Annotated in this window: 22 protein-coding genes and 1 pseudogene; 18 read left to right on the top strand and 5 right to left on the bottom strand. The window is 50.7% G+C overall.

Annotated features, from left to right (window positions below):
* Nucleotides 1–96 precede the first annotated feature (96 nt).
* From pspA to tyrR, 8 genes are all read left to right on the top strand, one after another.
* Nucleotides 97–765 (top strand): phage shock protein PspA, encoded by a 669-nt coding sequence (gene pspA / locus NNN64_RS15690; protein WP_204558023.1) that lies wholly within the window; start codon nucleotides 97–99, stop codon nucleotides 763–765.
* A 54-nt stretch (nucleotides 766–819) separates the two neighbouring features.
* On the top strand, nucleotides 820–1,044 hold the full coding sequence (pspB, locus tag NNN64_RS15695) for an envelope stress response membrane protein PspB (RefSeq protein WP_048211519.1): 225 nt from the start codon (nucleotides 820–822) through the stop codon (nucleotides 1,042–1,044).
* On the top strand, nucleotides 1,044–1,403 hold the full coding sequence (gene pspC / locus NNN64_RS15700; protein ID WP_137381742.1) for an envelope stress response membrane protein PspC: 360 nt from the start codon (nucleotides 1,044–1,046) through the stop codon (nucleotides 1,401–1,403). Before pspB ends, pspC begins: the two co-directional genes overlap by 1 nt.
* A gap of 8 nt (nucleotides 1,404–1,411) precedes the next feature.
* On the top strand, nucleotides 1,412–1,633 hold the full coding sequence (pspD, locus tag NNN64_RS15705; RefSeq protein WP_040230893.1) for a phage shock protein PspD: 222 nt from the start codon (nucleotides 1,412–1,414) through the stop codon (nucleotides 1,631–1,633).
* A 76-nt stretch (nucleotides 1,634–1,709) separates the two neighbouring features.
* Nucleotides 1,710–2,027 (top strand): thiosulfate sulfurtransferase PspE, encoded by a 318-nt coding sequence (gene pspE, locus NNN64_RS15710; RefSeq protein WP_271441959.1) that lies wholly within the window; start codon nucleotides 1,710–1,712, stop codon nucleotides 2,025–2,027.
* A 142-nt stretch (nucleotides 2,028–2,169) separates the two neighbouring features.
* Nucleotides 2,170–3,567 carry a YcjX family protein gene (locus tag NNN64_RS15715; protein WP_048212579.1) on the top strand — a complete coding sequence of 466 codons (1,398 nt, stop codon included), beginning with the start codon at nucleotides 2,170–2,172 and terminating at the stop codon, nucleotides 3,565–3,567.
* Nucleotides 3,564–4,625, top strand: coding sequence for a YcjF family protein (locus NNN64_RS15720; RefSeq protein WP_271441960.1), 1,062 nt, complete (start codon nucleotides 3,564–3,566; stop codon nucleotides 4,623–4,625). Before NNN64_RS15715 ends, NNN64_RS15720 begins: the two co-directional genes overlap by 4 nt.
* Nucleotides 4,626–4,771: 146 nt before the next feature.
* Entirely contained in the window at nucleotides 4,772–6,316 is a 1,545-nt protein-coding gene (gene tyrR, locus NNN64_RS15725; protein WP_199973940.1) for a transcriptional regulator TyrR, read from the top strand.
* A gap of 779 nt (nucleotides 6,317–7,095) precedes the next feature.
* Here tyrR and tpx read toward each other — a convergent pair.
* Complete coding sequence (gene tpx, locus NNN64_RS15730; RefSeq protein ID WP_040230898.1) at nucleotides 7,096–7,602, bottom strand: thiol peroxidase; 507 nt, start codon at nucleotides 7,600–7,602, stop codon at nucleotides 7,096–7,098.
* Nucleotides 7,603–7,717: 115 nt separating this feature from the next.
* Between tpx and ycjG the strand changes: the two genes are divergently transcribed.
* Entirely contained in the window at nucleotides 7,718–8,704 is a 987-nt protein-coding gene (ycjG, locus tag NNN64_RS15735) for an L-Ala-D/L-Glu epimerase (RefSeq protein ID WP_271441961.1), read from the top strand.
* On the opposite strand, the gene mpaA is transcribed toward ycjG, so the two are convergent.
* Complete coding sequence (gene mpaA, locus NNN64_RS15740) at nucleotides 8,679–9,386, bottom strand: murein tripeptide amidase MpaA (RefSeq protein WP_271441962.1); 708 nt, start codon at nucleotides 9,384–9,386, stop codon at nucleotides 8,679–8,681. The two genes, ycjG and mpaA, sit on opposite strands and share 26 nt — an antisense overlap.
* Nucleotides 9,387–9,570: 184 nt before the next feature.
* On the opposite strand from mpaA, the gene mppA reads away from it, so the two are divergent.
* On the top strand, nucleotides 9,571–11,184 hold the full coding sequence (gene mppA / locus NNN64_RS15745) for a murein tripeptide ABC transporter substrate-binding protein MppA (RefSeq protein WP_271441963.1): 1,614 nt from the start codon (nucleotides 9,571–9,573) through the stop codon (nucleotides 11,182–11,184).
* A gap of 1,005 nt (nucleotides 11,185–12,189) precedes the next feature.
* On the top strand, nucleotides 12,190–12,771 hold the full coding sequence (locus NNN64_RS15755) for a YrbL family protein (RefSeq protein WP_271441964.1): 582 nt from the start codon (nucleotides 12,190–12,192) through the stop codon (nucleotides 12,769–12,771).
* Between the two features lie 131 nt (nucleotides 12,772–12,902).
* On the opposite strand, the gene NNN64_RS15760 is transcribed toward NNN64_RS15755, so the two are convergent.
* Nucleotides 12,903–13,466 carry a MarR family winged helix-turn-helix transcriptional regulator gene (locus NNN64_RS15760; RefSeq protein ID WP_271441965.1) on the bottom strand — a complete coding sequence of 188 codons (564 nt, stop codon included), beginning with the start codon at nucleotides 13,464–13,466 and terminating at the stop codon, nucleotides 12,903–12,905.
* Between the two features lie 115 nt (nucleotides 13,467–13,581).
* Between NNN64_RS15760 and NNN64_RS15765 the strand changes: the two genes are divergently transcribed.
* The gene (locus NNN64_RS15765) at nucleotides 13,582–13,812 is read left to right on the top strand and encodes a glutaredoxin family protein (protein ID WP_271441966.1); all 231 of its coding nucleotides are present in this window, start codon (nucleotides 13,582–13,584) and stop codon (nucleotides 13,810–13,812) included.
* 68 nt (nucleotides 13,813–13,880) lie between these two features.
* Nucleotides 13,881–14,150: a Rho-binding antiterminator gene (locus NNN64_RS15770; RefSeq protein ID WP_271441967.1), complete on the top strand. Its 270-nt coding sequence runs from the start codon at nucleotides 13,881–13,883 to the stop codon at nucleotides 14,148–14,150.
* A gap of 28 nt (nucleotides 14,151–14,178) precedes the next feature.
* On the opposite strand, the gene NNN64_RS15775 is transcribed toward NNN64_RS15770, so the two are convergent.
* Nucleotides 14,179–14,949, bottom strand: a complete 771-nt coding sequence (locus tag NNN64_RS15775; RefSeq protein ID WP_271441968.1) for a DeoR/GlpR family DNA-binding transcription regulator — start codon at nucleotides 14,947–14,949, stop codon at nucleotides 14,179–14,181.
* Nucleotides 14,950–15,068: 119 nt separating this feature from the next.
* Between NNN64_RS15775 and NNN64_RS15780 the strand changes: the two genes are divergently transcribed.
* Complete coding sequence (locus NNN64_RS15780) at nucleotides 15,069–15,452, top strand: VOC family protein (RefSeq protein WP_271441969.1); 384 nt, start codon at nucleotides 15,069–15,071, stop codon at nucleotides 15,450–15,452.
* An 8-nt stretch (nucleotides 15,453–15,460) separates the two neighbouring features.
* Here NNN64_RS15780 and NNN64_RS15785 read toward each other — a convergent pair whose 3' ends face one another.
* Nucleotides 15,461–16,372 carry a LysR family transcriptional regulator gene (locus NNN64_RS15785; RefSeq protein ID WP_271441970.1) on the bottom strand — a complete coding sequence of 304 codons (912 nt, stop codon included), beginning with the start codon at nucleotides 16,370–16,372 and terminating at the stop codon, nucleotides 15,461–15,463.
* Nucleotides 16,373–16,547: 175 nt separating this feature from the next.
* Between NNN64_RS15785 and NNN64_RS15790 the strand changes: the two genes are divergently transcribed.
* From NNN64_RS15790 to NNN64_RS15805, 4 genes and pseudogenes are all read left to right on the top strand, one after another.
* Complete coding sequence (locus tag NNN64_RS15790; protein WP_271441971.1) at nucleotides 16,548–17,390, top strand: SDR family oxidoreductase; 843 nt, start codon at nucleotides 16,548–16,550, stop codon at nucleotides 17,388–17,390.
* A gap of 142 nt (nucleotides 17,391–17,532) precedes the next feature.
* A pseudogene (locus NNN64_RS15795) lies at nucleotides 17,533–18,138 on the top strand (carboxymuconolactone decarboxylase family protein); the annotation flags it as partial.
* A 57-nt stretch (nucleotides 18,139–18,195) separates the two neighbouring features.
* The gene (locus NNN64_RS15800; protein ID WP_249357525.1) at nucleotides 18,196–18,603 is read left to right on the top strand and encodes a cupin domain-containing protein; all 408 of its coding nucleotides are present in this window, start codon (nucleotides 18,196–18,198) and stop codon (nucleotides 18,601–18,603) included.
* 42 nt (nucleotides 18,604–18,645) lie between these two features.
* Nucleotides 18,646–19,698, top strand: a complete 1,053-nt coding sequence (locus NNN64_RS15805; RefSeq protein ID WP_271441972.1) for an NAD(P)-dependent alcohol dehydrogenase — start codon at nucleotides 18,646–18,648, stop codon at nucleotides 19,696–19,698.
* Nucleotides 19,699–19,718: the final 20 nt, after the last annotated feature.

Consider the following 19,718-nt stretch of genomic DNA (forward strand, 5'->3'; position numbering starts at 1 on the left):
CTTTAAAATCAATAATATAAAAAGTTGGCACGACAAGTGCATTATGGAAGCAGCAGGGCATTGCCCGATATCAGAACAGTAAGTGAGGATTACATTATGGGTATTTTTTCTCGTTTTGCCGACATCGTGAACGCCAATATTAATGCGTTGCTGGAAAAGGCCGAAGATCCGCAGAAACTGGTGCGGTTGATGATTCAGGAAATGGAAGACACGCTGGTTGAGGTTCGATCTAACTCAGCGCGTGCACTGGCAGAAAAGAAACAGCTGTCCCGCCGGATTGAACAGGCCAGTGCGCAGCAGGCGGAGTGGCAGGAAAAAGCGGAGCTGGCGCTGCGTAAAGAGAAAGAAGATCTGGCGCGTTCTGCATTAATTGAAAAGCAGAAACTGACCGATTTAATTGCTTCTCTGGAGCATGAAGTGGCGCTGGTTGACGATACGCTGGCGCGGATGAAAAAAGAGATTGGTGAGCTGGAAAATAAACTCAGTGAAACCCGGGCTCGCCAGCAGGCATTGATGTTGCGTCATCAGGCGGCGAGTTCTTCCCGCGATGTCCGTCGTCAGTTGGATAGCGGCAAACTGGATGAAGCAATGGCCCGCTTTGAATCTTTTGAGCGCCGCATTGATCAGATGGAAGCGGAAGCCGAAAGCCATAACTTCGGTAAGCAAAAATCTCTGGATCAGCAATTTGCTGACCTGAAAGCAGATGATGAAATCAGCGAGCAGCTGGCGCAGCTTAAAGCCAAAATGCAGCAAGACAAGCAATAATAACTACTGGCGGCGCCCGAACGCGCCGCCGCTCATCACCTGTAAGGAGTACTCATGAGCGCGCTATTTCTGGCCATTCCGTTAACTATCTTTGTGCTGTTCGTTTTGCCGATCTGGCTGTGGTTGCATTACAGCAACCGTTCCAGCCGTGGTGAACTGTCGCAAAGCGATCAGCAACGTCTGGTGGAACTCAACAATGATGCACAGCGTATGCGTGAACGTATTCAGGCGCTGGAAGATATCCTTGATGCCGAACATCCAAACTGGAGGGACCGCTAATGGGGGGCGTTAACCTGAACAAAAAACTGTGGCGTATCCCGCAGCAGGGCATGGTTAAAGGGGTCTGTGCCGGTATTGCGCACTATCTTGATGTCCCCGTGAAGCTGGTAAGGATCCTGGTGGTACTGTCAGTCTTTTTTGGTCTGGCCTTTTTCACCGTAGTTGCCTACATCGTGTTGACGTTTGTGCTGGACCCAATGCCAGACAACGTCGCGTCCGGCGAGCAACAGCCATCGAGCGGAGAATTGTTAGATTCCGTCGATCGTGAACTGGCCGCGAGTGAAAAGCGTTTGCGTGAAATGGAGCGTTATGTGACATCGGATACCTTCACATTACGCAGTCGTTTCCGTCAATTGTGAGGATTGAAATGAATAATCGCTGGCAACGTGCCGGGCAAAGGGTCAAGCCGGGCTTTAAAATAGCAGGCAAGCTGGTGCTTCTTACTGCGCTTCGCTACGGCCCTGCGGGCGTTGCGGGGTGGGCGGTGAAATCCGTAGCCCGCCGTCCGTTAAAAATGTTGCTGGTGTTGGTACTGGAGCCATTATTGAGCAAGGTTGCCAGGAAAATTTCCCAACGCTATGGCCAGTGATAGTACGCTCGCAATATTTCCTTAAGATCAAGTATATAGTGTTAGGTGACTTTCCATCATTTAACGGAACGATACTATGTTGAAAAAAGGCGTATTCGCGCTGGCGCTGGTCATCGGCATGCCGGTGTTTGCGGCCGAGCACTGGATTGATGTTCGTGTTCCTGAACAATATCAGCAGGAACACGTTCAGGGGGCCATCAACATCCCTTTAAAGGATTTGCAGGCTCGAATTGCGGCAGAAGTCCCTGATAAGACCGACACCGTGAAGTTGTATTGCAACTCAGGTCGTCAATCCGGGATGGCAAAAGATATGCTGACCGGGATGGGCTATACACAGGTCACCAACGAAGGCGGTATCAGCGGGATTAATCTTCCTAAAGTAGAGAATAAATAATCCGCATGCTTTCTTTTGGCTAAAGGCGACATGAACGATGTCGCCTGATTTCTTTCAGGGAGTTGATAACTCAGTATTAAACCTTATGTTTACTCCCTGTTTGTTATAATTTCTTCGGTTCCTTCAGCATAACGGGATGGCGATGAAGCGACTTAAAAATGAACTCAACTCGCTGGTTAATCGCGGCGTAGATCGGCATCTGCGCCTGGCTGTCACCGGACTTAGCCGCAGCGGTAAAACAGCGTTTATTACCGCAATGGTAAACCAGTTACTCAATATTCATGCTGGTGCTCGTTTGCCGTTGCTCAGTTGTGTGCGTGAAGAGCGTCTGCTTGGCGTAAAGCGGGTTCCTCAGCGCGATTTTGGTATTCCGCGCTTTACCTATGACGAGGGACTGGCCCAGCTATATGGCTCTCCGCCAACCTGGCCGACGCCGACGCGTGGCGTCAGTGAAATTCGCCTGGCGTTGCGCTACAAATCCAACGATTCTTTGCTACGTCACTTTAAAGATACGTCTACGTTGTACCTGGAAATCGTCGATTATCCGGGGGAATGGCTGCTTGATTTACCGATGCTGGCCCAGGATTACCTTGGCTGGTCACGGCAAATGACCGGATTATTACAGGGACAGAGAGGTGAATGGTCGGCCAGATGGCGGCAGCTATGCGAGGGACTTGACCCGCTGGCACCTGCGGACGAAAACCGTCTGGCGGAAATCGCCGCAGCATGGACAGATTATCTGCATCAGTGCAAACAGCAGGGATTGCATTTTATTCAACCTGGGCGCTTTGTGCTGCCGGGGGACATGGCTGGCGCACCTGCGCTGCAGTTTTTCCCGTGGCCGGATGTGGATGCTTTTGGTGAGTCAAAACTGGCACAAGCAGATAAACACACCAATGCGGGCATGTTGCGCGACAGGTTTAATTACTACTGTGAAAAGGTCGTGAAAGGGTTCTACAAGAATCACTTTCTGCGCTTTGACCGCCAAATTGTGTTGGTTGATTGCCTGCAACCGCTTAACAGCGGACCACAGGCGTTTAACGATATGCGTCTGGCACTGACACAACTGATGCAAAGCTTTCATTATGGTCAGCGCACGTTGTTCCGGCGATTGTTCTCGCCGGTAATCGATAAGTTGCTGTTCGCTGCCACCAAGGCCGACCACGTCACGGTCGATCAGCATGCCAATATGGTGTCGTTGTTGCAGCAATTGATTCAGGACGCCTGGCAAAATGCCGCGTTTGAAGGCATCAGTATGGACTGTCTGGGACTGGCATCGGTGCAGGCAACCACCAGCGGGCTGATTGATGTGAAGGGCGAGAAGATCCCCGCGCTGCGCGGCAATCGTCTGAGCGACGGCGAGCCGTTGACCGTCTATCCGGGAGAGGTCCCTGCGCGTTTACCGGGCCAGGCTTTTTGGGATCGCCAGGGTTTCCAGTTTGAAGCCTTTCGCCCGCAGGTCATGGATGTGGATAAACCCTTACCGCATATTCGCCTGGATGCCGCGCTGGAGTTTTTAATAGGAGATAAATTGCGATGAGCGAGCCGTTAAAACCGCGTATCGATTTCTCAGGTCCACTGGAAGTGGAACCAAACACGGCATTTAAAGCACAGCAAATGTTCAACGATACCGAAGCGCAGACTTTTTCTCCGGCGACAGTGGTTGAACCGCTGGAAGACGAAGGTCAGGCTGAAGCCGTTATTGATGCCGCATTACGTCCTAAACGCAGCCTGTGGCGCAAAATGGTGATGGGCGGGCTGGCACTGTTTGGCATCAGTGTGGTTGCTCAGGGCGTGCAGTGGACGATGAACGCCTGGCAGACTCAGGACTGGGTTGCGCTGGGAGGCTGTGCTGCGGGTGCGCTGATTATTGGCGCAGGCGTGGGGTCGGTGGCAACCGAGTGGCGTCGGCTGTGGCGTTTACGTCAACGCGCACACGAGCGTGATGAAGCGCGTGATTTGTTACACAGTCACGGAACCGGAAAAGGCCGCGCATTTTGTGAAAAGTTGGCACAACAGGCAGGTATCGATCAGTCTCACCCTGCGCTACAACGCTGGTATGCCTCTATCCATGAAACGCAAAATGATCGGGAAGTTCTGAGCCTGTATGCCCATCTGGTGCAGCCAGTGCTGGATGCGCAAGCACGACGTGAGATCAGTCGTTCTGCGGCGGAATCCACGCTGATGATTGCCGTCAGCCCGTTAGCGTTGGTGGATATGGCGTTTATTGCCTGGCGAAATCTGCGGTTGATTAACCGTATAGCGACGCTGTATGGCATCGAACTCGGCTATTATAGCCGCCTGCGCCTGTTTCGTCTGGTACTGTTAAATATTGCTTTTGCCGGGGCCAGCGAGCTGGTGCGGGAAGTGGGGATGGACTGGATGTCGCAGGATTTAGCGGCCCGGCTATCCACGCGTGCCGCGCAGGGTATTGGCGCGGGCTTATTAACAGCGCGTCTGGGGATTAAAGCGATGGAGTTGTGCCGTCCATTACCGTGGATTGATGATGATAAACCGCGACTGGGGGATTTCCGCCGTCAGCTGATCGGTCAGGTGAAAGAGACCTTACAAAAGAACAAATCCCCGCGTGAAAGTTGAGTAAATACGGGTGCCGATCGTATAACTTTACGCCCCGGCGCCCAATTTTCCAGCGTACTGTCAATATTTGTTGACAGAGTCCTTCCTGCTAACCCAATACTGGCTTATCATCTAACACATGATCCCTTGTTTAGGTGAAGGTTCCCATGCGTCTGGAAGTCTTTTGTGAAGACCGTCTTGGTCTGACCCGCGAATTGCTCGATTTACTGGTGCTGAGAAGCATTGATTTACGCGGTATCGAGATTGACCCCATCGGGCGAATCTACCTTAATTTTGCGGAACTGGAGTTCACTAACTTCAGCAGCCTGATGGCTGAAATCCGCCGCATCGCAGGGGTAACGGACGTCCGCACCGTGCCCTGGATGCCTTCCGAACGCGAACATCTGGCGCTTAGCGCGTTGCTTGAAGCATTGCCTGAACCCGTTCTTTCTCTGGATATGAAAAGCAAAGTGGAGATGGCAAACCCGGCAAGTTGCCAGCTTTTTGCCCACCCCCAGGAGCGGATGCGCAACCACACGGCTGCACAGCTCATCAATGGGTTTAACTTCCAGCGCTGGCTGGAAAGTAATCCGCAGGATTCCCATAGTGAACATGTTGTGATTAACGGGCAAAACTTCCTGATGGAGATTACGCCAGTCCATTTGCAGGGTGAAAACCAGGAGCAGATGCTAACCGGTGCCGTGGTGATGTTACGTTCTACCCTCCGCATGGGCCGTCAATTGCAAAACATGACCACCCAGGATCTGAGCGCATTCAGCCAGATTATTGCCGTCAGCGCCAAAATGAAACACGTTGTTGAACAGGCGCGCAAGCTGGCGACGCTGAGTGCGCCGCTGCTGATCACCGGAAATACCGGTACGGGCAAAGATCTCTTTGCGCATGCCTGCCACCTGGCGAGCCCACGTGCGTCAAAACCCTATCTGGCGCTGAACTGCGCGTCTATTCCTGAAGATGCGGTAGAAAGCGAACTGTTTGGCCACGCCCCGGAAGGTAAAAAAGGGTTCTTTGAGCAGGCGAATGGCGGTTCAGTGCTGTTGGATGAGATTGGCGAAATGTCGCCGCGCATGCAAACGAAATTGCTGCGCTTCCTCAATGACGGGACGTTCCGTCGCGTGGGCGAAGATCATGAAGTTCATGTTGATGTTCGCGTAATCTGCGCGACGCAAAAGAACCTGGTGGAACTGGTGCAGAAAGGTCTTTTCCGTGAGGACCTCTATTATCGTCTGAATGTCCTGACGCTTAATCTGCCGCCGCTACGCGATTGCCCGCAAGATATTATGCCGCTCACCGAGCTGTTTGTGGCGCGTTTTGCTGACGAACAGGGTGTACCTCGTCCGAAGTTGTCTGCCGATCTCAGCACGGTGCTAACCCGCTACGGCTGGCCGGGTAATGTGCGTCAGCTTAAAAATGCTATCTATCGGGCGTTAACTCAGCTTGAAGGCTATGAACTGCGCCCGCAGGATATCTTATTGCCGGATTATGATGCAGCAACAGTTGCCGTCGGAGAAGAGGTGATGGAAGGGTCGCTGGATGAAATCACCAGCCGCTTTGAACGTTCTGTGTTAACGCAGCTTTATATGAATTATCCCAGCACGCGTAAACTGGCTAAACGCCTGGGGGTTTCACATACCGCGATTGCCAATAAGTTACGCGAGTATGGTCTGAGCCAGCAGAAAAAAAGCGAAGAGTAATGATGTAAATAAAAATGCCTCCATCCGGAGTAATGCCAGTCAGTTAAGCATGTCTGGAGAACGTTTTACTCTGGATTAGTTTCCGTTCACCTTATGTTCATCGCTTCTCTGATATCGCTATACACGTGAACGTGCAAGGGAGGCTCACCGCCGCCTCCCTTGCATCCCAGGCTCCCGGCGGGAAAATCGTCGCTGCGCGAGCTATTCGTCTTATGCCGTCTGCCTGTCGGGTCGGGGTCGAGCCTGCGTCCCTGCAGGCCGTCCCCTCTGCCCGCATCCCTGCGGGCAGCCCCGGTCAGCCGTCAACACCTCATCGATTTTCAGCCGGACCAGAGACATCGCTTCAACTCTCTGATTTTCAGTTAAATTTGTTTTGCTGTTCAAACATGTTCAAATAAAAATACAGGTGGTCAGGCGTGGCTGGTCCGGCTGAAAATTGCCGACGTGTTTCCGTAAGGCCGGGAGAACCCGCAGGGATGCGGGTTCAGGGTGCGTGCGACAGGGATGTTGCATCGCGCCCGGCCCGGTAGCCTGGAGGAATAAGCGGAGGGGATTGCGCAGCAACAATTTTCCTGCCGGGAGCCGGGATTGTTAAGGGGGCGGCGATAGCACCCTTAACATGTTCACTGGCGTTCAGTGTACAGAGAAGCGATGAACATGAGGTGAACGGAACCCTTTCTCTGAGAGAGCATGTTCATTACCCCGCCAACACATGTTGATGCTTTCTGAAACTGAAATGTTAACTGAACAGCATTACTCCATCCGGAGGTCAGGGCAACTTAGGCTTTCAGCACGGCCAACGCTGCATCATAGTCAGGCTCGTTGGTAATTTCATTTACCAGTTGGCTGAACACGATGTTGTCATTTTCGTCAATAACGACAACGGCACGAGCAGCCAGACCTTTCAGCGGACCTTCGGCAATTTCAACACCGTAGTTTTTCAGGAATTCTGCGTTACGCAGGGTGGACAGCGTGATAACGTTGCTCAGACCTTCCGCGCCGCAAAAACGAGAGTGGGCGAATGGCAGGTCGGCTGAAATGCACAGTACGACGGTGTTGTCGATTTCTGTCGCCAGTTGGTTAAACTTACGTACTGATGCCGCGCACACGCCGGTATCGATGCTTGGGAAAATATTCAGCACTTTGCGCTTGCCTGCGAACTGGCCCAGCGTAACGTCAGACAGGTCTTTAGCCACAAGGGTAAAAGCCTGAGCTTTGCTTCCAGCCTGAGGAATGGAGCCGGCGACTGCAACCGGGTTGCCCTGGAAATGAACGGTTTGTGACATGGTTATCTTCCTGTTTACATATAGTTAACGTCAAGGCTAGTTTATGCCATCAGCAGTTAACACGGCAAACGCTATTTGCGGATATCCGCTTCAGGGACTGCATTAAGGAAAACAAATGAGATCAGTTAAGGTGTTTGAGGAAGCCTGGCCGTTACACACTCCCTTTGTGATTGCCCGCGGGAGCAGGACCGAAGCGCATGTGGTGGTGGTTGAACTGGAAGAGAATGGTGTAAAAGGTATTGGAGAATGTACGCCTTATCCTCGCTATGGCGAAAGCGATGCGTCGGTACTGGCTCAAATTATGAGTGTTGTGCCACAACTGGAACACGGTTTGACGCGTGAAGCGCTGCAGGTATTACTGCCTGCGGGGGCGGCGCGTAATGCCGTTGACTGTGCACTTTGGGATCTCAATGCACGTCAGCAACAACAGTCTCTGGCCGACTACGTTGGTACTGAACTGGATGCAACAGTAACGACCGCGCAAACCGTCGTGATTGGCTCGCCGGAGCAGATGGCGGCGAGCGCGACCGCGCTATGGGATAACGGTGCCAGATTGCTGAAAGTCAAACTGGATGCACACTTAATCAGCGAAAGGATGGTTGCGATCCGGGCGGCTGTGCCTGAGGCGACAATCATTGTCGATGCTAATGAGTCCTGGCGTGCTGAAGGGCTGGCTGCACGCTGCCAGTTAATGGCGGATTTAGGCGTTGCGATGCTGGAGCAGCCTCTGCCGGCTAATGATGATGCCGCGCTGGAGAATTTCGTGCATCCGCTGCCTGTCTGTGCTGATGAAAGCTGCCATACCCGCAGCAGTCTGAAAGCGCTGCATGGCCGCTATGAAATGGTGAATATTAAACTGGATAAGACAGGCGGACTGACGGAGGCGCTGGCGCTGGCGGCCGAAGCTCGCGAGCAGGGATTTGCGTTGATGCTCGGCTGTATGTTGTGTACATCCAGGGCGATCGGCGCTGCATTGCCGCTTACACCACAGGTCAGCTTTGCCGATTTGGATGGCCCAACCTGGCTGGCCCGAGACGCCGAGCCTGCCTTGCATTTTACAACCGGACAGCTTCATCTCAAGGATGCCAGCGCAAAAGATTAGACATTGCCAGCAGGTATTTTTCGCTCGCTTCATCCGATGAAATGGGCGGAAATTCTGCAGTAATGCAATGTAGGTTTAGATCGGCGCACCAGCTACCAAAAGAACCTGGCGTTTCATAACCGACGCTGGTTACCAGCGGCAATTCGAACGACCGCGCCAGCCACGCGCCTAATTCGCTGTGTCTGGGATCTTCAATACAGGCCAGCGGATCGTGGAAAGAAACTACCCATGCAGGATGAATGTGGTGAATAAGTTGGCATAGTGCCTGGGTCTCAGGCTCTGATCCCGGATGATCGCCGGTTAATAACACCACATCACGCTCTTCTGCGCTGCTGTTCCAACGATATACCGTTTCACCGGATTTCCAATTTGCCGCCGGAAAGTTACGGTTAAGATCAACGCCGTTTGCATTTGCACGCAGACCCAATTGGCAACCGTCAGGGTTAACGGCCAGCACGACATGATGACGACGCAGGGAAGGGTTCAGCGTACGTAAGGCACAGGACAGGGTGACGACTGATGAGTTTTCATCACCGTGAGTACCAGCCAGTATCAAACCGCTTTCACGATCGGCTGCCGGTGCCGGGAACCAGATTAGCGGTGCGCCCAATAGTGAACGTCCGTAATGTTCAGTTCCTGGCGGAAATGCGCCACGCTCGGCACGGGGACGGGTAACGGTCATAATCATCTCTGAATGCATGTATTGTTACTCGCAGTGTTGTGCAAAATTTATGGATAATCAAATCGTTTTCACACACTTATCTTTTCAGGTGTAATATCACTTTCCTGTCGGAAGTTAATTGCATTTCCTGCTGGCGATACAAATAATTACTCATTCACTTAGTGGCCAGATTTGAGGGTATTTTATGAGGCATTCTGTTTCAGTAACCTGTTGTGCGCTGTTGGTTAGCAGCATTTCTTTATCCTATGCTGCGGATGTTCCCAGCGGGACGGTACTGGCAGAAAAGCAAGAATTGGTGCGTCATATAAAAGATGAGCCAGCGTCACTCGATCCGGCAAAAGCCGTTGGGCTTCCAGAAATTCAGGTTATTCGCGATTTATTTGAAGGCTTGGTCAACCAGAATGACAAGGGTGAGATTATTCCCGGTGTTGCCACACAGTGGAAGAGTAATGATAACCGCATCTGGACGTTTACGTTGCGCGATAATGCACAATGGGCCGATGGTACGCCAGTAACAGCACAGGATTTTGTCTACAGTTGGCAGCGTCTGGTGGACCCGAAAACACTATCGCCGTTTGCCTGGTTTGCCGCGCTTGCGGGGATCAACAATGCCCAGGCGATCATCGATGGCAAAGCCACGCCCGATAAGTTGGGTGTCAGCGCGGTGGATGCGCATACCTTCAAAGTGCAGTTGGACAAACCACTACCCTGGTTTGCCAACCTGACAGCGAGCTTTGCGTTTTATCCCGTCCAAAAAGCCAATGTCGAAAGCGGTAAAGAGTGGACGAAACCAGGCAACCTTATCGGTAATGGTGCCTATGTGCTGAAAGACCGTGTGGTTAATGAGAAACTGGAAGTTGTGCCGAACACACATTATTGGGACAACGCCAAAACAGTGCTGCAAAAAGTGACTTTCCTGCCGATTAACCAGGAGTCTGCTGCGACCAAACGCTATCTTGCCGGCGATATTGATATCACTGAGTCCTTCCCGAAAAACATGTATCAGAAGCTATTGAAGGATATTCCTGGGCAGATTTATACGCCACCGCAGCTTGGTACTTATTACTATGCGTTTAACACGCAAAAAGGACCGACTGCCGATTCACGCGTGCGTCTGGCGCTTAGTATGACTATCGATCGCCGTCTTATGGCGGAGAAAGTATTAGGGACTGGAGAAAAACCCGCATGGCATTTTACGCCGGATGTGACGGCAGGGTTTATCCCGGAACCTTCTCCGTTTGAACAAATGAGTCAGGAAGAGCTTAACGCTCAGGCGAAAACGCTGCTGCGTGCGGCCGGTTATGGTCCGCAGAAACCACTGAAATTGACGCTGTTGTATAACACGTCTGAAAATCATCAGAAGATTGCTATTGCTGTGGCTTCCATGTGGAAGAAAAATCTTGGTGTGGATGTGAAATTACAGAATCAGGAATGGAAAACGTACATTGATAGCCGTAATACCGGTAATTTTGATGTGATCCGCGCATCCTGGGTGGGAGATTACAACGAGCCATCCACATTCCTGTCGTTATTAACCTCGACCCATACGGGCAATATTTCCCGTTTTAACAATCCGGCATACGATAAAGTGTTGACTCAGGCGACGCTGGAAAATACAGAGAAAGCACGCAACGCCGATTATAACGCAGCAGAAAAAATCCTGATGGAACAGGCGCCTATTGCGCCGATTTACCAGTATACCAACGGGCGTTTAATTAAACCGTGGCTGAAAGGGTATCCGATTACCAACCCGGAGGATGTGGCATACAGTCGCACTATGTATATTGTTAAACACTAGTTGCGTACGTTCTCCTGTTAACCTTCGTTAACCTCGTTAAACCCAGAACTGGCGCTGACTTCAGCGCCAGCATCTCCAGATAACCAGTATTAACCTCATTAGAAATAATAATAAGAACATATCTAATGGATTATTCATACTGCAGACTTTGATTTACACTGTCATTTAAATTTGATGAGATGGCATCTTTCAATAAAAGACACTGTTAGTGCTTATCGAAATAAGGATGGATAATTAGAAGAGTGGTGTAAAAAAGAGCGTAACTGAAAATGCCGAGGCACTTCTCTTGTACATTGTGGATAAACAAAATATTGTCGAAACCCGACAAAGAATGCCCGGGGATATTAGTATTCATAATCTGATGTTATATTTGAAGGGAAAAGAGGTCGTGCAGGAACTCCAATTTTAACTGCCGGGTGTCGTTTTCGGAGATCGCGCAGGTAGCGATTATCTACGGTGTTAATGTTTCAACGATGTATAAAAATTACCTACAGGGTGAGCATAAACACCATAGTGAGTCATCTATATTTCTTGAGCAGTGTTTCATCTGGTTATCTGACGCAATTTAGTTTGGCTTCCTAATTTTTACACTCTTGCCTGTACATGTTGCGTCCTGTCATAGTAATTTGCGGCTGGCACGCAACCATTGTCTGCAATGTCCCAGGCTTCTTTCCCTCCAACATCCGGCCTCATCTATTCGCGAGTGGCCTCTGGTGACAGCACCATAGGTCACGGTGAGTGGGGCTTAGTTGAATACCTACCGCTGTTTACCTTCGTTAACAACATCAAAAAACAAAGCTGGCGTGGATTACTCCAACAGTATCTCCTGGCCTGCTGCACATCCACCGTTGCTTTGCTTCAGTACGTCACTACAAAAGTTGTTTATTGGGTGAATACGCTATTTGTTTAACAACCATTGAAATAGATAGATACACAATATTTTTGGCTGAGACAACTCTTCGTTGAGGCAACTCCATTTCACGTAGGGTAAAAATAAAAAACATTATGAAGCAATTACTTATATTGAAGGATGAAGACTTACTGGCACGAGGTAACGATCGCTACGTCTTCCAGCATCCACAGGATAGTAAACTGCTGGTTAAAATCGTGATTCCAGGCATTGCGAAATATAAAAGCAAGCTACGTGAGGTCTTCCGGGACATCAAAGAATGCAAGTTGAGTCACCACACCGACGCATTTTATATGCAAAAAATTGAAGGGCTGGTTGAAACAAACAAAGGAATAGGGCAACTCACGGTGAAGGAGTGTGATGAGCATGGCCATATCGCTCAAACTCTTTATCAGCTTGCCTTGAACAAAGAACTTGATGCCAGCAAATTGCAGAAGTTGAATGTTTTTTTAGCGTGGTTTGTCAGTACCGGTGTCATTATTAACTCCCTGCATTGTAAAAACATCGTCTACGCCTGGGATGCCGCGCGCCAGGAGTATTGTTTCAAAGTCATTGATGGTTTTGGTGACAAAACGTTTTTTCAGCTCAGTAAGTTTTCAGCGGCAATACGCGATAAAAATAAAGTCAAATGTCTCAAGCGGATGCTACGGGATCTGAACCACCTGCAACATACGTAATCCGCAGAAAATGTTGACGATATGGCGTGGGAGCGCGGCTACCGTGATATCGACGCGTCAAATGCCTGGAGCGAGTGGTTATCCTGGAAAGCGGCAATCCGACCACCTTGAAGACACTAAACCAGAGAAGATCATACGTCCGGGGGCTGATGCTCCCGACAAATTAACGTCGAATCATCCTCACTCAACGGTTCTTTCGTTAAATTACAAAAACCTCGACCGTTTACTTTTTGGTGAAACCGGCAGCTCTGGCACAGACCAAATCCCGGCACATTACTGGTGCGCTGAATGCCTCTCAGCAGTTCGAAAAGTAGCTCCTTGAGTAAACCCGCGCGTTCACCCATCGCAGATTCACCCGTCACCAAAAATGAGGGGGGAAGCAGGGCATCCAGCAGATTTTTGGCCAACTCGGTGAGCTGCAGATGAACGCTACGCTTATCCCTGGCATCCTGTGTGCGTACCACCAGTCCTTTTGATTCCAACAACTTTAGCGATTGTGACACCGTTCCTTTGGTGAGGCCGAGGTAGTCCGTCACGGCGAGAGGTGTATTGGAGTAGCGGTTACAGCGTGCGAGATACATCAACGCACTGAGTTGTACTGGCTGAAGATCCGCGAGTAAAGGATGTTGGCGAAACCACATCCGCGTCAGACCAGACAGCCGATCCAGTACGTCAAAAAGCGACATGTCATGCATAACAAAATCCTCCTCGACATATAGTATCGACTAAAAACTATATTGACAAAGCATAAAACTGGCGTAGCATAAATTATAGTATCGAATCGATACTATAATTTAAAGGAGAGGTATCATGACCAAAGCCCGTTTTTATCATGCTGGTTGCCCGGTTTGCGTTTCCGCAGAAGAAACACTGCTGCAGCATCTGTCCCCCGATGTGGAAATCGACGTTATTCATTTGGGAGAACAACCTGATCGAGTTGCAGAGGCGGAGCGAATCGGAGTGAAGTCTGTTCCTGCACTGGTGATCGACGGCAATGTGCTGCATATCAACTTTGGCGCACCGATTGAAGCGTTGAAATAGCGTCGCATGTTCGGGAAGTTGCGAGAGCAATTTCCCGAACCAGCGTGGACATGGGGAAGGGGGCATTTATGTGTGCTACAGAAAAGTACCATCCTGTAGATTGCGATCTGCATGACTATCTGGAGATTGCCTGTCTTTATCACTATTTGCTGCGCATTGAACTGACCACTGGGGAACACTTTGATGGCAGGGCCGTGACGACGTGTACTACAGCAGACAAAGAGGAATTCTTGCTTGTGGAGTGCCAAGAACACCATCATAGAATTCGCCTGGATTATCTGTCAGCCATTACCCCATTGACGGCTGGCGCCACTTTTAGCACCGTGATATTCCGTTGAATCTGTACGTAAAAAGACTGCGCCACTGTTATACGGTGTAAATGCGGATGTCATGCGCCTGAAAAGCGGTGCCGTACTGTTTGCTGATGTTTTCCTCCACGACAATGACATCAATGTTACCGCTGGCGGTGACAACATAACGTGCGACGGCAGGGATCTTATCTGCCGTCAGTGCGACGATAGTTTCGTTACACTGCTTAATTACCGCTTTTTTAAACTCACAATCGGCGTAATCAAACCCGGTTAATCCGGACTCCGGTGCCATCGCACAACCACCAATAAAACCTTGATCAAATAAAATATCCTGTACCTGGGCAATGGCTGTCGGACCTACGCACCCTCCGGACGATCGCTGCACTGGCCCACCTAACATGATGACCTCGAATAGCGGTTTTTTCAGCAGTACGGCGGCAATATCAGGTGAATTTGTCACGACGGTTAATGCCAACTCAGCGGGAAGGGCTTCAGCCATTGCCAGATTGGTCGTTCCTGTGTCGATAAAAATACAGCTACCGGACTTCACTAGCCGGGCGCATCTTTGCGCGATGCTGCTCTTTTTCGCTGTATTAATATTCTTGCGTACTGCGATGTCAGCTGACTCTGGTAGTGAAATTACAGCCCCGCCGTAGACTTTCTTGCAAACACCTTCTTTACACAACTCATGTAAATCACGGCGGATCGTATGCTCTGACACTCCCAAACGGGTGGCCAGTTCAGTACAGATCACTCTGCCGTTTTCCTGCAGGATCTGATAGATAAGCGCCTGGCGTTGATCCGGGAATGCAGCGTAATCGAGCATGATAACTCCATAAAAATAAACATCGAGCAATAACGTGCATGATCGTGCATTATATTGCAGGATGTCAATATCCCTTAGCGGGGGCGTACCGTTCAGAATAAAACGATAAGAGGATCGCGATGAAAATTGCACATATGGCTTTATGGACCCGGGATCTTGAGCGACAAGCCCGGTTCTGGGTGTCATTTTTTGATGGTGTGATAAACGAAAAATACTGCAGCAAAACCAATCCTGGGTTTGAATCTTATTTCGTCAGGATGGGTGAGGACATTGCGATTGAGCTAATGACAAAACCGGGACTGACCCACCCGGTACCTGACAATAACACTTCAGGGTGGGTGCATCTTGCTCTCTCTGTTGGTGGCGCGGAGCATGTTGATGCTCTGGCAATACGCGCAAAAGAACAGGGCATCCTGGTCTCCGGGCCACGAACCACCGGTGACGGGTATTACGAGGTCGTCATTCAGGACCCCGACGGTAATTTAATCGAGATTGTAGCGTAATACGTAAATCAGGCCGGATGACAAAATTGCCCGCGCAGGATCTGTGTTAGAAGTTCAAATACCAGCCTTACTCTGGCCGGTAGCAGCGGGAGATGTGGCCGAAAAATATAGAGTTGCCAGGGCTGATAGTTAAGTTCTGGCAGCAGGTTTACCAGTTCACCGTTTTGCAAATAAGGCCGAACAGAGATATCTGCCAGTTGCCCAACCGTTCTTCCCGCCAGGGCGGCGGCCAGTTCGCTCTCAATATCGGAAGCGATAAACACCGGGTTTGCCGGAAAGAAACTGTTGCCATCGGCAAACTGCCATGGCCAGACGCGCCCTGAATTACTGTTGGTCAGGGCACTGAGCGGGTAGTTATGTTGCAAATCCTGGCGGTTTTTTGGCTTGCCCATTTTTTCAACTAATTGGGGAGACGCAACGATATTGACACCTACCGGGCAGATTGTTTTAACGATATAACGGTTATCCGGGACGGTGCCAATACGAATACCCATGTCGATCTGCTCGTCAATAATATTCAGATGTCTGCCGGTATTGTGCCACTCGATGCTGATTTCCGGATAACCGGCAAGGCCGTGCAGCAACTGGCGAATAATCTCACGGTTTTCGAATAGCGGGGGTAGGGTAATGCGTACTTTGCCTGCTATTTCCTGCGGGTTGTGACGTTTACCTTCTGAGAATAGGGCTTCGCTTTCAGCCAGCAGACGCTCTGCTTTTGGCCAGAACTGCTGACCAAACGGCGTCAGCTTCATCTGCCGTGTATTGCGCAGAAACAACATTTCGCCAAGGCTTTGTTCCAGTTCAGCAATACCTCGGGTGATTTGTTGGGGGGCCAGACCGAGTGTTGCGGCAGCCTCTCTGAACTTCAGCGTTTCAGCTGCCGTACAAAATATCTTTAATGCGTCGAGTTTATCCAGCATATCGGGTGCGCTTTTATGGGAAGATTATTTCTTCATTATATCAATATATGGAATTCTGAAAGCATAAACGATTCATATACGAGTGATAATTATGACGTAATAATCATGCTCATTGAGATTCGGGTGACGTAATACCCCGGATGCGTAACACTTAAAACAATGAACAGGAGGGAGTATGGTGCAACGTACATGGCTAATCACCGGTGTCAGCAGTGGGTTTGGTCGCGAAATGGCGCAGCAACTTCTTGAACGCGGTGAACGCGTGGTGGGGACCGTACGCGATCGCGCTAAAGTTAGCGATATCCTGAGTCGTTGGCCCGTGACATTTGATGCACCGCAAGTGGATGTGACGGATAGCGCTGCACTGCGTCACACAGTGGATAGTGCCTGGCAGCGCTATGGGCGAGTTGATGTGGTCATCAGTAATGCGGGGTACGGCTTGTTTGGTGCTGCGGAAGAGTTGAGTGACGAGCAAGTCCGCCAGATGCTGGAGACAAATTTGTTGGGGTCCATTCAGTTAATCCGCTGCGCATTGCCACATATGCGAAAACAAGGCGGTGGACGTATCATCCAGATCTCCTCTTATGGCGGACAGGTCGCATTTGCCGGAAACTCCCTGTATCACGCGACTAAATGGGGTATTGAAGGATTTGTCGAGTCGGTTGCCCAGGAAGTTGCTGCGTTTGATATCGGAATGACGATTGTTGAACCCGGCGGTGCACGGACTGAATTCCGTTATGGTAGCGCCCAGGTCGCCACACTGATGCCGGAATATGACGCGACACCCGCGCACAGTTTTCTGAAAATGATTGATCCTGTGAATGGGCTTGCGCCTGGCGATCCGGCGCGTATGGCAGCGCAAATTATTGCCAGTGCTGACCTCGTTCCTGCGCCATTGCGTATGGTACTCGGTTCGCAGGCGCTGCAAAGTACGCTCTCGGTGCTGCGTCAACGTGTCGCTGACTTTGAGACCCAGCATGTGCTTGCGGCATCAACGGATTTCCCTGCTGGCGAGTAGCACCTGTCGCAGCGCTATTCATGACTTGTCTTCATAAGTTTGTCCTGATTTAACCCTCTAATCGTCGATACGCTGTGCCTCTATAATTTTGTTGTTTTCAGCATTCGGCGGCAGAGACTGTCGCCTGCCCGGAGAATCGAACATGTCAAATCATTTGAATGCCAGACAGCTGGCAGTCGTCCCCATTGCAGCATTCACTGCCACAGGACAGCCAGATAAGCTGGAGGCAGCGCTTAATGCAGGGTTAGATGCAGGGCTAACCCTGAATGAAGTGAAAGAGATTTTACAGCAGCTTTACGCATACTGTGGTTTTCCCCGCAGTCTGAATGGCCTGTCGTGCCTGATGTCGGTAGTGAAAGACCGCAAAGAAAAAGGGATTGTGGACCCAGAAGGGAAATCCGCTTCGCCGCAACCTGCTGACTGGAACAGCCTGCTGGCGGGAAGCCAAACGCAAACCCAACTGGTTGGACAGCCGGTTAGCGGCCCGCTGTTTGATTTTGCCCCTGCCATTGATACCTGGCTTAAAGCACATCTGTTTGGCGATATTTTTCAGCGCGATGTGCTGGACTGGCCGACCCGGGAACTGGCAACCGTCTCTGCGTTAGCCGTACTGGGCGGCGTGAACGGCCAACTGAAAAGTCACTTTGCGATCAGCCTGAATGTTGGGCTTCGCCCTGAGCAACTTATCGCGTTTACTGCGCTTCTTAAGCAGCACTGTGGTGCTGAGATTGCGGAAAATGCCCGTGCAGTTCTTGATGAATGTATTTCAGGAACACAGTCAGCTAAAACCCCTACGGGAGTCATAATGAACGAACAATTTGATGGCAACAGCGTCTTTCCCCGGGGAGAGAAAAATGAAGCCTATGCAAAATATTTCACTGGAACCAGCTATCTGACCATGCTTTCAATGGAAGGTGTGGTGATTGGTAACGTGGCATTTGAACCTGGCTGCCGTAATTTTTGGCATATTCATCATCAGGGCGGTCAAATTCTGCTGGTGACTGGCGGCAGAGGCTGGTACCAGGCGTGGAATCAACCGGCGCGTGAGCTGAAAACGGGTGATGTGGTTCATATTCCGGCGGGAATGAAACACTGGCACGGTGCTGCGCGTGATAGCTGGTTTGCCCATATTGCGGTGGAAATCCCGGCAGCAGGCGCATCGAATGAATGGCTGGAGCCGGTCGCTGACGCCGAGTACAACCTGTTGCCCTGAGCTATGCTGGTTGAGATGCACGTTATCCCTGAGGAGATCTAAATGGTCATGAACGTGAAGGGTTATGCCGCGTTGGCGGTAAAAGAAGATCTGGTCCCGCACAGTTTTGTTCGTCGGGATCCGCGTGAAGATGATGTCGTCATTGAAATATTATTCAGTGGGGTGTGTCACTCCGACATCCACAGTGCCTACAATGACTGGGGCGGCGCTACGTATCCGATGGTTCCCGGCCACGAAATAATAGGCCGTGTAGTGCATGTTGGGAAATCGGTAACAAAATTCGCGGTCGGCGATCTGGCCGGCGTGGGGTGTATGGTTGATTCATGCCAGCACTGTAGCGCCTGCGAACAGGGTCTTGAGCAATATTGCGAAGAGGGGAACACCCTTACGTATAACGATACGGACCGTCATGATGGCCTGCCTACTTTCGGCGGCTATTCTGACAAGATTGTCGTGACCGAGAAGTTCGTCGTGAAGGTGCCGGAAGGAATCGACTTACGTGGTGCTGCACCGTTGTTGTGCGCCGGTATCACCACATGGTCGCCGTTGCGTCACTGGCAGGTTGGGCAGGGGAGTAAAGTCGCTGTTGTTGGGTTGGGTGGTCTGGGACACATGGCGATCAAGCTTGCTAAGGCATTGGGGGCTGATGTTACGTTATTCACGCGATCGCCAGGCAAAGAAGCTGATGCCCGACGCCTGGGAGCCAGTCATGTTGTGCTTTCAACCGAAAGCGAGCAGATGAAAGCCGCGGCGAATCAGTTTGACCTGATTATTGATACCGTTCCATACGTGCATGATCTGAACCCGTATATTCCAACGCTGGCGCTTAGCGGAACGTTGGTGCTGGTGGGGTATCTGGGGCCGTTGGATCCGTTCCTGAATACGGTTCCGCTGATCCTCGGTAGAAGATCCGTTGCAGGTTCAGTCATTGGAGGGATTGCGGAAACTCAGGAGATGATGGATTTCTGCGGTCAGCATGGCATTACGGCCGATGTTGAGGTTATCAATATTCAGGATATTAATACCGCGTGGCAACGGATGTTGAAAAGCGATGTGAAATACCGCTTTGTCATTGATATCGCGTCACTGAAATAAATGCAAAAAGACGCGGATAT

The sequence above is a fragment of the Citrobacter sp. Igbk 14 genome (genome assembly GCF_028069825.1).
Taxonomy (GTDB): Bacteria; Pseudomonadota; Gammaproteobacteria; order Enterobacterales; family Enterobacteriaceae; genus Citrobacter.

Coding starts and splice junctions, on each gene's coding strand:
- pspA (WP_204558023.1), top strand. CDS start 97: ATGGGTATTTTTTCTCGTTTTGCCGACATCGTGAACGCCAATATTAAT.
- pspB (WP_048211519.1), top strand. CDS start 820: ATGAGCGCGCTATTTCTGGCCATTCCGTTAACTATCTTTGTGCTGTTC.
- pspC (WP_137381742.1), top strand. CDS start 1,044: ATGGGGGGCGTTAACCTGAACAAAAAACTGTGGCGTATCCCGCAGCAG.
- pspD (WP_040230893.1), top strand. CDS start 1,412: ATGAATAATCGCTGGCAACGTGCCGGGCAAAGGGTCAAGCCGGGCTTT.
- pspE (WP_271441959.1), top strand. CDS start 1,710: ATGTTGAAAAAAGGCGTATTCGCGCTGGCGCTGGTCATCGGCATGCCG.
- NNN64_RS15715 (WP_048212579.1), top strand. CDS start 2,170: ATGAAGCGACTTAAAAATGAACTCAACTCGCTGGTTAATCGCGGCGTA.
- NNN64_RS15720 (WP_271441960.1), top strand. CDS start 3,564: ATGAGCGAGCCGTTAAAACCGCGTATCGATTTCTCAGGTCCACTGGAA.
- tyrR (WP_199973940.1), top strand. CDS start 4,772: ATGCGTCTGGAAGTCTTTTGTGAAGACCGTCTTGGTCTGACCCGCGAA.
- tpx (WP_040230898.1), bottom strand. CDS start 7,602: ATGTCACAAACCGTTCATTTCCAGGGCAACCCGGTTGCAGTCGCCGGC.
- ycjG (WP_271441961.1), top strand. CDS start 7,718: ATGAGATCAGTTAAGGTGTTTGAGGAAGCCTGGCCGTTACACACTCCC.
- mpaA (WP_271441962.1), bottom strand. CDS start 9,386: ATGACCGTTACCCGTCCCCGTGCCGAGCGTGGCGCATTTCCGCCAGGA.
- mppA (WP_271441963.1), top strand. CDS start 9,571: ATGAGGCATTCTGTTTCAGTAACCTGTTGTGCGCTGTTGGTTAGCAGC.
- NNN64_RS15755 (WP_271441964.1), top strand. CDS start 12,190: ATGAAGCAATTACTTATATTGAAGGATGAAGACTTACTGGCACGAGGT.
- NNN64_RS15760 (WP_271441965.1), bottom strand. CDS start 13,466: ATGCATGACATGTCGCTTTTTGACGTACTGGATCGGCTGTCTGGTCTG.
- NNN64_RS15765 (WP_271441966.1), top strand. CDS start 13,582: ATGACCAAAGCCCGTTTTTATCATGCTGGTTGCCCGGTTTGCGTTTCC.
- NNN64_RS15770 (WP_271441967.1), top strand. CDS start 13,881: ATGTGTGCTACAGAAAAGTACCATCCTGTAGATTGCGATCTGCATGAC.
- NNN64_RS15775 (WP_271441968.1), bottom strand. CDS start 14,949: ATGCTCGATTACGCTGCATTCCCGGATCAACGCCAGGCGCTTATCTAT.
- NNN64_RS15780 (WP_271441969.1), top strand. CDS start 15,069: ATGAAAATTGCACATATGGCTTTATGGACCCGGGATCTTGAGCGACAA.
- NNN64_RS15785 (WP_271441970.1), bottom strand. CDS start 16,372: ATGCTGGATAAACTCGACGCATTAAAGATATTTTGTACGGCAGCTGAA.
- NNN64_RS15790 (WP_271441971.1), top strand. CDS start 16,548: ATGGTGCAACGTACATGGCTAATCACCGGTGTCAGCAGTGGGTTTGGT.
- NNN64_RS15800 (WP_249357525.1), top strand. CDS start 18,196: ATGAACGAACAATTTGATGGCAACAGCGTCTTTCCCCGGGGAGAGAAA.
- NNN64_RS15805 (WP_271441972.1), top strand. CDS start 18,646: ATGGTCATGAACGTGAAGGGTTATGCCGCGTTGGCGGTAAAAGAAGAT.